General features: G+C 59.7%; 9 protein-coding genes. 2 read left to right on the top strand and 7 right to left on the bottom strand.

What is annotated here, in order from left to right; translation table 11 throughout:
- Positions 1–196: 196 nt before the first annotated feature.
- From K5E40_RS33545 to K5E40_RS33515, 7 genes are all read right to left on the bottom strand, one after another.
- Positions 197–1123, bottom strand: coding sequence for an ABC transporter permease (locus K5E40_RS33545; protein ID WP_221734350.1), 927 nt, complete (start codon positions 1121–1123; stop codon positions 197–199).
- Positions 1123–2229 (bottom strand): ABC transporter permease, encoded by a 1107-nt coding sequence (locus K5E40_RS33540; protein WP_221734349.1) that lies wholly within the window; start codon positions 2227–2229, stop codon positions 1123–1125. Before K5E40_RS33540 ends, K5E40_RS33545 begins: the two co-directional genes overlap by 1 nt.
- 13 nt (positions 2230–2242) lie before the next feature.
- A complete protein-coding gene (locus tag K5E40_RS33535) occupies positions 2243–3790 on the bottom strand; it encodes an ABC transporter ATP-binding protein (protein ID WP_221734348.1) in 1548 nt (515 codons plus the stop codon).
- Between the two features lie 519 nt (positions 3791–4309).
- Entirely contained in the window at positions 4310–4909 is a 600-nt protein-coding gene (locus K5E40_RS33530; protein WP_221734347.1) for a YigZ family protein, read from the bottom strand.
- A 7-nt stretch (positions 4910–4916) separates the two neighbouring features.
- Complete coding sequence (locus K5E40_RS33525) at positions 4917–5567, bottom strand: TetR/AcrR family transcriptional regulator (RefSeq protein ID WP_150617871.1); 651 nt, start codon at positions 5565–5567, stop codon at positions 4917–4919.
- 88 nt (positions 5568–5655) lie between these two features.
- The gene (locus K5E40_RS33520) at positions 5656–7041 is read right to left on the bottom strand and encodes a uracil-xanthine permease family protein (protein ID WP_221734346.1); all 1386 of its coding nucleotides are present in this window, start codon (positions 7039–7041) and stop codon (positions 5656–5658) included.
- Positions 7042–7162: 121 nt separating this feature from the next.
- Entirely contained in the window at positions 7163–8083 is a 921-nt protein-coding gene (locus K5E40_RS33515) for a LysR family transcriptional regulator (RefSeq protein WP_221734345.1), read from the bottom strand.
- A 138-nt stretch (positions 8084–8221) separates the two neighbouring features.
- On the opposite strand from K5E40_RS33515, the gene K5E40_RS33510 reads away from it, so the two are divergent.
- Both K5E40_RS33510 and K5E40_RS33505 read left to right on the top strand, forming a co-directional pair.
- Positions 8222–9571, top strand: a complete 1350-nt coding sequence (locus K5E40_RS33510) for an aspartate aminotransferase family protein (protein ID WP_221734344.1) — start codon at positions 8222–8224, stop codon at positions 9569–9571.
- Positions 9572–9646: 75 nt separating this feature from the next.
- Complete coding sequence (locus tag K5E40_RS33505; RefSeq protein WP_221734343.1) at positions 9647–11140, top strand: CoA-acylating methylmalonate-semialdehyde dehydrogenase; 1494 nt, start codon at positions 9647–9649, stop codon at positions 11138–11140.
- The last annotated feature ends 146 nt before the right edge of the window (positions 11141–11286 follow it).

Here is an 11286-nt window from a genome sequence, read left to right as displayed (position 1 = left end):
CATGGCGCCAGTTCGATATTGTTGGTTTTCCTGGTTTTCGAACTGGCGTGGGGCATCGCTCAGGTGTTGCCTGTTCGGGCCCCATCGCTGGCAAGCCAGCTCCCACAGGTTCCGGTGGTGTAATCCAGAACGCATTCACACCCGAGATCCCTGTGGGAGCTGGCTTGCCAGCGATGGGGCCCGTGAAATCACCACATTAATGCCCTGCCTGCCACGGCTGCCCCAACGACACCGGCGCATATAACCGCGTACGCAGCGCATCGCGCGACAACAGCACCAACACCACAATCGTCGCCACGTACGGCAGCATCGCCAGCAGGCTCGACGGAATCGCCAGCCCCAACCCCTGCGCCACCAGGTGCAGGATGCTGGCGAGGCCGAACAGATACGCGCCCAGCAACAACCGCCAGACCCGCCAACTGGCAAATACCACCAGCGCCAAGGCAATCCAGCCGCGCCCGGCCGTCATGTTCTCGGCCCACATCGGCGTGTACGCCAGTGACAGATAAGCCCCGGCCAACCCGGCCATCGCCCCGCCAAACAGCACGGCCAGCGTACGCACGGTCAACACTGGCAAGCCCATCGCACTGGCCGCATCCGGGTTCTCACCGACGGCCTGAATGATCAGCCCGATACGACTTTTGATGATCACCCACGCGACCAGCGCAAACAGCGCGAACGACAGGTAAACCAACAGATCCTGAGCAAACAGCATCCGCCCGATCAGCGGAATTTCACTCAGGTACGGAATCGCCATTGGCTCAAAACCCGCCAGTGGTTTACCCACCCACGCGGTGCCGACAAAGGTCGACAACCCCACACCAAAAATCGTCAGCGCCAGCCCGGTCGCCACCTGATTGGCGTTGAACACCAGCGCCACCAAGGCAAACAGCGACGACAACAGCATCCCCGCAAGCATCGCCAACAACACGCCAAGCCAAAGATTGCCGCTGCTGAGGGCGACGATAAAACCGATCACCGCACCAAACAGCATCATCCCTTCCTGGCCGAGGTTGAGCACGCCGCTCTTCTCGCAGATCAGTTCACCCATCGCCACCAATAACAGCGGTGTGCCGCAACGCACCATGGCGTAGAAAATATTGCTCAGCAGATCGATATCCATCACAGCGCTCCGGCGGTTACGGCAGTGGTCGACGTGCGCCGTCTCCAGCGCAGTTTCAGGCGCGGCCGATAGAGGATCAGCACGTCACAGGCCAGCAGGAAAAACAGCATCATTCCCTGGAACAGTTGGGTAATCGCTTGCGGCAGGTTGAGGGCCATCTGCGCACTCTCGCCGCCGATGTACAGCAACGCCATCAACAGACTGGAGAACAAAATCCCGATCGGATTCAGCCGCCCGAGAAACGCCACGGTGATCGCCGCATAGCCATACCCTGGCGAAACCTGCGGCACCAACTGACCAATCGGCCCGGTGACTTCGCAGACCCCCGCGAGCCCGGCCAAACCGCCGCTGATCAGCAGCGCCAGCCAGATCAGCCGTTTCTCGCGAAAACCGACAAACCCCGCCGCACGCTTGTCCAGCCCGAGCACTTTGATCTGAAAACCGACAAAGCTTTTCTGCAACAACACCCACACCGCCACCAAGGCGAGCAGGGCGAAATACACCCCGGCGTGCACGCGGCCATCCTCCATCAACAGCGGTAAACGGCCGGCATCGCCAAACATCGCCGACTCGGGAAAGTTGAAGCCGGCCGGGTCTTTCAACGGGCCGTGTACGCAGAACAACAACAGGTTGAGGGCAATGTAATTGAGCATGATGCTGGTGAGGATTTCGTTGGCGTTGAAACGCGTGCGCAGCCATGCCGTCAGCCCGGCCCACGCCGCGCCGGCGAGGGTGCCGGTGAGCAGAATCAGCACCAGTGCCCAACGGCTTTGCATGTCGATGATGTTCACCGCCAGCGCACTGCCGGCCAACGCGCCCAAGAGCAATTGGCCTTCGGCGCCGATGTTCCAGATTCGCGCTTGATAGGCCACGGCCAAGCCCAACGCGCAGAGCAGAATCGGCAGGGCTTTGACCAGCAATTCGGAGACGCCGTACACGTCGCTGACCGGTGCGATCAACAGGGTGTGCAAAGTTTGCAGTGGATCATGACCCAGAGCGATGAACAGCAGCGAACCGCAACCGAGGGTCAGCGCCGCCGCCAACAACGGCGAGCACCAGAGCATCAGGCGCGATTGCTGGCCACGGGGTTCGAGAGAAAGCAGCATGTTGAAAACTCCGTTAAACCGTGGCGTGTTGTTGAGGGGCATCGAACTGGCCAGCCATCCAGCCACCGACATCGCTCAGTAGGGTGTCCGCCGTGTTGTGCAACGCGGACATCTTCCCGCCGCACAACGCACCGAGGCGGTCGCTGATCTGGAACAGTTCGTCGAGGTCTTCGGAAATCACCAGAATCGCCGCACCGGCATCGCGCAACGCGACCAACGCGCGGTGAATGGTGGCGGCAGCGCCGACGTCCACGCCCCAGGTCGGGTGTGCGGCGATCAGCAGTTTCGGTTGCTGGAGGATTTCCCGGCCGAGGATGAATTTCTGCAAGTTGCCGCCAGACAGACGGCGCGCAACGGTTTGCGTGTCCGGGGTTTTCACGCCGAAGCGTTGAATAATTTGTTGCGCGAGGGCTTCGACCTTGCCGCGCTGGATCAGCCCGTTACTGACCAATCCCTGCTGGAAGGCCGTGAGCAGGGCGTTGTCCGCCAGACTCAACTCGGGCACCGCGCCGTGGCCGAGGCGTTCGGCGGGGACGAACGCCAGACCGAGTTTGCGCCGCGCATCCGGGCGTAAGTCAGCGACAGCTTGTTCACCGAAGCGAATCGTCGTCGCCTCGGCGCTCGGCAGGGTTTGTTCGCCGCTGAGCAGGGCGAGCAACTCATCCTGACCATTGCCGGCGACCCCGGCGATGCCGACGATTTCACCGCTGCGCACTTGCACATTAATGTCGATCAACGAGCTGCCAAACGGATCGGGGTTGCGCCAGCTCAAACCGCTCACCTGCAAAAAATCCGCGCCGCCGCTGACTTTCGGATAATCACCGATCAACGCCGCCGCTTCGCCGACCATCAACTGCGCCAATTGTTGATCCGAACACTCGGCGGGTACGCAATGCCCGGCCACTCGCCCGCCGCGCAAAACCGTGGCGCTGTGGCACAAGGCGCGAACTTCGCCGAGCTTGTGGCTGATAAACAGAATGCTGCAGCCCTCGGCGGCGAGGCGACGCAGCGTGATGAACAAGTCGTCGGCCTCTTGCGGTGTCAGCACCGAGGTCGGTTCATCGAGAATCAGCAGACGGATGTCCTGCATCAGGCAGCGGATGATTTCCACCCGTTGTCGCTCACCGATCGACAGGCTGTGGACAAGTCGCTCAGGCTCCAGCGCCATGCCGTAACGGCGCGACACTTCGCGAATTTTCGGTTCCAGTTGTTTGGGCGTACCGGCCGCTGCGCCCATCGCCAGAGCAATGTTCTGCGCCACGCTGAGGGTTTCAAACAGTGAGAAATGCTGGAACACCATGCCGATCCCCAACTGCCGCGCCTGCGCCGGGTTGCGGATATTCACCCGTTGACCTTGCCAGAGCGTCTCGCCCGCATCGGCCTGGGTGACGCCATAGATGATCTTCATCAGCGTACTTTTGCCCGCGCCGTTTTCACCGAGCAGCGCATGGATTTCCCCGGGGGCGATGCTCAGGTCGATGGCATCGTTGGCCAGACAACCGGGGTAGCGTTTGCTGATGTGGCGCAGTTGCAGGCGCGTGTTGGGCGGATCGATTGGCATGACAGGCTCGACTTGCTTGGAATTGTGCCTGTGGATAAAGCAATTTCCTGGCCATTGAGTCAGGAACCTAGGTGAACCGTGTGCATCAGCGCTTGGCGCAGAGCATTCAAGGCTGCATCGGGTATTTGCCCGGCACCAATTCAGAGCAAAGCCGTTGAACAGGCTCCAGTTTTGCCCTTCGGTGACTGATCAAAAAACGAGCAAAGATGCGGGGGCTAGGCAGAGTCTGCAACTGCGCCAGCCATGAACGGGTTATCCACAGGTTGCTCCACAGTTATTGTGCGCAAGCTGTAAACCCGGGCATAAGCACTGCAATGCTTTCTTCTAATGGTGCTAAACGCGATTAACTGATTGTTTTTAGGCGAATTTTGAATTGTTCAGGAGAGATTGAACGAAAAATGAACAAACCGCGCAAAGCCGCGTGACAGAAGGGTTACAGCGCAATGTACTCAGGTTATCCACAGCCGGGTGCACAGCTGATGTGGGCAACTCGGGGGAATAAGGAAATCAAGCGATGCCCTAAAAGATCGCAGCGCTTGAGCGCTGAAGCAAAATTCGCCCACGACTCAAATCAGCCAACTGGCGTTGCAATAATTCGATCTGCTGTTCGCCCACCGCAAGCTGCAATTCGACGCCGTTGGCAGTGAAGTTTTCCTCGACCACCAACCCGCCCAGATCCGCCACCCGCAATTTCACCAGCGCCAGCTCGGCAAACCCACAGGCACAACGCAGCGGCACACGGCTGATCAACTCGACTTTCGCTGCCGTCTGCAGGCACTTGTTTGCGCCGCCACCATAGGCGCGGGCCAAACCGCCGGTGCCCAGTTGAATGCCGCCGTACCAACGAATCACCAGTACGGCGACCTGATCGCAATCCTGCGCTTCAATCGCCGCCAGAATTGGCCGGCCCGCCGTGCCGCCAGGCTCGCCGTCGTCATTGCTGCGGTATTGATCGCCCAATTTCCACGCCCAGCAGTTGTGCGAGGCGTTCAAGTCGATGTGCTGTTCGAAGAACGCCTGCGCGTCGGCCGCGCTGCTGATCGGCGTGGCGTAGGTGATGAAGCGGCTTTTGCGAATCTCTTCGCGGTATTCGCAAAAACCACTGAGGGTGAAAGGCATAGACGTCTTATAGAGAGGGAGTGAGGCCGCAGCCTTTGAGGATGATGCGGATCAAATTGTTGCCGGCGTCTTCCATGTCCTGCTTGGTCAACTTGCTGCGACCGCTGACTCGGCAGATCTGCGTGGCAAAGTCGGCGTAATGCTGAGTGCTGCCCCACAGCAGGAAAATCAGGTGTACCGGATCCACAGGGTCCATTTTGCCGGCATCGATCCACGCTTGAAAAACGGCCGCTCGCCCCTGGAACCAGGCGCGGTAATCCTGATTGAAATATTCGCTCAGGCATTCGCCGCCGCTGATCACTTCCATCGCGAAGATGCGCGAAGCTTGCGGCTGGCGGCGGGAGAATTCCATTTTTGCGCGGATGTAGCGGGTGAGCGCCTCGGCCGGATCGTCCTCGGCCGTCAGGGTGTTGAAGGTGCTGTCCCACAACTCGATGATGTTGCTCAGCACCGCCACGTACAACCCAAGCTTGTTGGTGAAGTAGTAATGCAGGTTCGCCTTGGGCAACCCGGCATTCTGGGCAATGGTGTTCATGCTGGTGCCTTTGTACCCATGACGGGCGAACTCGTCTTCGGCGGCTTTGAGGATGGTCTCTTCGTTCTTCTGACGAATGCGGCTGGCGGGCTTGCCGCCGTGAGCGGGGACTTCAAAGGTCATAGGCACTTCCGGGTTTGTCTGTGGGCGCAACCAGTTGCGTTGATAGCGCACCCACAGGCTTCAGACAAGTCCTGAAGCAATAAAACCGTTACGCCTGTTCGACCGTGTTCACCTGCACATGGGCTTCGGTGGTGGTTTTTGCTTCCGGCAGCAGCAGGCAGAGCATGATTGCGGTCAGCCCGCCACTGGTGATCGCCGAGTCGAAAAGGTTCTGCACCAGTTTCGGCAGCAAGTGCAGCAAGTTCGGTTGTGCGGCAATGCCCAGGCCGACGCCGAACGAGGTGGCGATGATCAACATGCTGCGTCGATCCAGCGGTGATTGCGCGAGGATACGCACACCCGCCGCCGCAACGGCACCGAACATCACCAGCGTCGCACCGCCAAGCACCGGTTTCGGAATCTGTTGCAGCACCGCGCCGATCATTGGAAACAGGCCGAGACAAAACAGGATCGCGCCGATGTACAAACCGACGTAGCGACTGGCGACACCGGTCAACTGGATCACGCCGTTGTTCTGCGCGAACGTGGTGTTGGGAAATGCGCTGAAAGTGGCCGCGATCATGCAGCTCACGCCATCACCGAGAATGCCACCGCGCAAACGGCTTATATAAGAAGGGCCGCTGATGGGCTGGCGGGCCAGCATGCAGTTGGCGGTGAGGTCGCCGACGGTTTCGATGGTGCTGATCAGATAAATCAGCGCGACGGGCAGAAAAGCCGTCCAGTCGAAGCTGAATCCAAACTTGAACGGTGTAGGAATACTCACCAGCGGCAAGTCAGGCAAAGGCTGTACAACCAGTTTCCCACTGAACCATGCCGCCAGACTGCCGAGCACCAGGCCGATGATGATTGCCGAGAGCCGCACCCACGGCGTGTTCGAGCGATTGAGCAGGATGATCGTCAGCAGCACGAACACGCCCAGCGCCAGATTGCTCGGCGCACCGAAGTCCGGTGCATTGAAACCGCCGCCCAGATCCGTGATGCCGACTTTGATCAGGCTGATACCGATCAGGGTGATGACAATGCCGGTCACCAACGGCGTAACGACGCGACGCAATTGGCCAATGAAGCGGCTGAGCACGATCTGCACGATCGCGCCGAAAAAGCACACGCCGAAGATCATCGCCAGAATGTCCTCCGGGCTGCCGCCGCGCTGCTTGACCAGAAACCCTGCCGACAGCACGGCGCCAAGAAAGGCGAAACTGGTGCCCTGCAAACAAATCATCCCGGCACCAATGCCGAACGGTCGGCGTGCCTGAATGAACGTACCGACCCCGGACACCATCAGTGCCATGCTGATCAGGTACGGTAAATGCGCGGTCAAGCCAAGCGCCGAACCGATCACCAGCGGCGGGGTGATGATGCCGACGAAACTGGCGAGTACGTGTTGCAGGGCGGCAAGAATCGCGGCGGGCGGTTTGGGGCGGTCGTTGAGGCCGTAGATCAGGTCGCTGGACGGTGCGGAATCTGGCTGCATGGACTTGGGCTTCTTGTTGAAGGATCGGGGTTGATCCTGCTTTGCAAAAAGCTGTCCACATGCTCAGGTTATTGGGCGATTTTTTCTGTTAGGCCCAGCGTGGCTGGGCCTTGCAGGTTTTTCAACGCGTCGCCGCCAAGCTTTCAAGAAAACTTTCCAGCACCAAATGGGGGCGCCGGCCCTTGCGCGTGACCGATGCGAGGCTCAGGTCATAGAAACGTGTCTTGGCCTTGAGCGCACGCAGACGCCCCTGCTGCACCCATAGGCTGGCGTAGTGATCCGGCAGATAACCGATGTAGCGCCCGGTCAGGATCAGGAACGCCATGCCTTCACGGTCCGAAGCGCTGGCGGTGCAGTTGAGCGCTTGGTAATGCGCCTGAATGTCTGCCGGCAAACGGAAGGTCGGGGCGATGGCGTCCTGACTATTCAGGCGTTCGTCGTCCAGTTGCTTGTCATCGACGTAAAACAGCGGATGCCCGACCGCGCAGTAAAGCAGTGAGCGTTCGCTATACAACGGCTGATATTCCAGACCGGACAGTGCACTGGCCTGCGGCACCACGCCAACATGCAGGCGGCCGTCGAGCACGCCTTGTTCGACTTCATTGGGCGCGATCATGCGGATCTGGATCTGCACGTCCGGGCCGCGTTCTTTTAATTGCGCGAGGGCGTGGGTGATGCGCATGTGGGGCAGGGTGACCAGGTTGTCGGTCAGGCCAATGATCAACTCGCCGCGCAAGTGCTGGTGCAGACCGTTGACCTCGGTGCGAAAGCTTTCCAGCGCACTTAACAGTTGCAGCACCGATTGATAGACCTCGCGGCCTTCTTCGGTCAGCGAGAATCCCGCGCGACCGCGTTGGCACAGGCGTAAGCCGAGGCGTTGCTCCAGGTCGCTCATTTGCTGACTGATCGCCGAGCGTCCAATACCGAGCACGGTTTCCGCCGCCGAGAAGCCGCCGCATTCCACCACGCTGCGAAAAATCCGCAGTAAGCGAATATCAAAGTCACTGACCTGGGCCAGCGGATCGGGACGGCGGCTGCTCATGCTTGATCACTCAAAGTTTAGTAGCGGGCTGACTGAAGGTTAGAAGAGTTGGATTTCACCGACTTTATCGCCGTGGCAATTTAGCTGCAACAACGCTTTCTATCTCCCTGACGCTTATGCCCTGCGAGGTTTTGCCCGATGAACATGCCTGAAACCGCTCCGTCGCCACTGGCCAGCCAACTGAAGCTGGACGCGCACTGGATGCCGTACACCGCCAACCGTAACTTTCAGCGCGATCCGCGTTTGATCGTCGGTGCCGAGGGCAGTTGGCTGTTCGACGACAAGGGCCGCAAGATCTACGACTCGCTGTCCGGTCTATGGACCTGCGGCGCCGGGCACACCCGCAAGGAAATTCAGGAAGCGGTCTCCAAGCAGTTGGGCACACTCGATTACTCGCCGGGCTTCCAGTACGGCCATCCGTTGTCCTTTCAGTTGGCTGAGAAAATCACCGATCTGACCCCGGGCACCCTCAACCATGTGTTCTTCACCGACTCCGGCTCCGAGTGCGCCGATACGGCGGTGAAAATGGTCCGTGCCTACTGGCGTCTTAAAGGCCAGGCGACCAAGACCAAAATGATCGGCCGCGCCCGTGGCTATCACGGTGTGAACATCGCCGGCACCAGCCTGGGTGGCGTCAACGGCAACCGCAAAATGTTCGGTCAGGCGATGATGGACGTCGATCACCTGCCGCACACGTTGCTGGCGAGCAATGCGTTCTCCCGTGGCATGCCGGAGCAGGGCGGTATCGCCCTGGCCGATGAACTGCTGAAGCTGATCGAACTGCACGATGCGTCGAACATCGCCGCCGTGTTCGTTGAACCGATGGCCGGTTCCGCTGGCGTGCTGGTTCCGCCTCAGGGTTATCTGAAGCGTCTGCGTGAAATCTGTGATCAGCACAACATCCTGCTGGTGTTCGACGAAGTGATCACCGGTTTCGGCCGCACCGGTTCGATGTTCGGCGCCGACAGCTTTGGCGTCACTCCCGACCTGATGTGCATCGCCAAGCAAATCACCAACGGCGCGATCCCGATGGGCGCGGTGATTGCCAGTTCCGAGATCTATCAGACCTTCATGAACCAGCCGACGCCGGAATACGCGGTGGAATTCCCGCACGGCTATACCTATTCGGCGCACCCGGTGGCTTGCGCCGCTGGCCTGGCGGCACTCGACCTGCTGCAAAAGGAAAACCTGGTGCAGAGCGTGGCCGAAGTCGCGCCGCATTTTGAAAACGCGCTGCATGGCTTGAAGGGTTCGAAGAACGTCATCGACATCCGTAACTACGGTCTGGCCGGTGCGATCCAGATTGCCCATCGTGACGGCGACGCCATCGTGCGTCCGTTCGAGGCCGGCATGGCGCTGTGGAAAGCGGGCTTCTACGTGCGCTTCGGCGGCGACACCCTGCAGTTCGGCCCAACCTTCAACAGCAAGCCGCAAGACCTTGATCGTCTGTTCGACGCGGTCGGCGAAGTGCTGAACAAGCTCGACTGATTTTCCTTCTATATATATCTAAAAACAGCGGGTGCCCCTCGTGGGCATCCGTGGACAAGCATTCAGGAGTTTTCGATGAGCGTTATCCCGCATTTGATCAATGGCGAACTGGTGACCGAGAACGGTCGCGCGGTTGACGTGTTTAACCCGTCCACGGGGCAAGCGATCCACAAGCTGCCACTGGCCAGCCGCGAAACCGTCCAGAAAGCCATCGATGCCGCCAAGGCAGCGTTCCCGGCGTGGCGCAACACACCAGCGGCCAAACGTGCTCAGGTGATGTTCCGCTTCAAGCAACTGCTGGAGCAGAACGAAGCGCGCATCTCGCAATTGATCAGTGAAGAACACGGCAAGACTCTCGAAGACGCTGCCGGTGAGCTGAAACGCGGTATCGAGAACGTCGAATTTGCTTGTGCTGCGCCGGAAATCCTCAAGGGCGAGTACAGCCGCAACGTAGGCCCGAACATTGATGCCTGGTCGGACTTTCAGCCGCTTGGCGTTGTTGCCGGTATCACGCCGTTCAACTTCCCGGCGATGGTGCCGCTGTGGATGTATCCACTGGCGATCGTTTGCGGCAACTGCTTCATCCTCAAGCCGTCCGAGCGTGATCCAAGCTCCACGCTGTTGATCGCTCAACTGCTGCTGGAAGCCGGCCTGCCAAAAGGTGTGATGAACGTGGTCCACGGCGACAAGACTGCGGTGGACGCGCTGATCGAAGCGCCGGAAGTCAAAGCGCTGAGCTTCGTCGGTTCGACGCCGATTGCTGAATACATCTACGCCGAAGGCACCAAGCGCGGCAAACGCGTTCAGGCGCTGGGCGGCGCGAAGAACCATGCGGTGCTGATGCCGGATGCCGATCTGGATAACGCGGTCAGCGCACTGATGGGCGCGGCGTATGGTTCTTGCGGCGAGCGCTGCATGGCGATCTCCGTTGCGGTATGTGTGGGTGATCAGGTGGCGGATGCGTTGGTGGCCAAACTGGTTCCACAGATCAAGGCGTTGAAGATTGGTGCGGGTACTTCGTGTGGTCTGGACATGGGGCCTCTGGTGACCGGTCAGGCTCGCGACAAGGTCAGCGGCTATGTCGATGACGGCGTGGCAGCAGGTGCGACCCTGGTGGTCGATGGTCGCGGCTTTAGCGTCACGGGTCACGAAGACGGCTTCTTCCTCGGGGGCTGCCTGTTCGACAACGTCACTCCAGAGATGCGTATCTATAAAGAAGAGATCTTCGGGCCAGTGCTGTGCGTCGTTCGGGTGAGCAGCCTGGAAGAGGCGATGCAACTGATCAACGATCACGAATACGGCAACGGCACCTGCATCTTCACGCGTGACGGTGAAGCGGCGCGTCTGTTCTGTGACGAGATCGAAGTCGGTATGGTCGGCGTCAACGTGCCTTTGCCGGTGCCGGTGGCTTATCACAGCTTTGGCGGCTGGAAGCGTTCGCTGTTCGGCGACCTGCATGCTTATGGGCCCGATGGCGTGCGCTTTTATACTCGTCGCAAGGCAATCACCCAGCGCTGGCCGCAGCGTGCCAGCCATGAGGCCTCGCAGTTCGCCTTCCCTAGCTTGTAAGCAGGAGGGATGAAGAAGGCCGACCTGTAGAGGTCGGCCTTTGTGTTTTCGGGGTTCTTTGACTGATATGACAGAAATATGAAAATAGGTGTTGACGGCGAATTCCAGACGTCTATAATTCGCCCCACTTCCGGCGCAGTCGAAAC

Origin of the sequence: Pseudomonas baetica (assembly GCF_019733355.1) — a bacterium.
GTDB lineage: Bacteria > Pseudomonadota > Gammaproteobacteria > Pseudomonadales > Pseudomonadaceae > Aquipseudomonas > Aquipseudomonas baetica_A.
The sequence above is the reverse complement of the archived record's forward strand: the minus strand, read 5'-3'. Positions and strand labels throughout refer to the sequence as shown.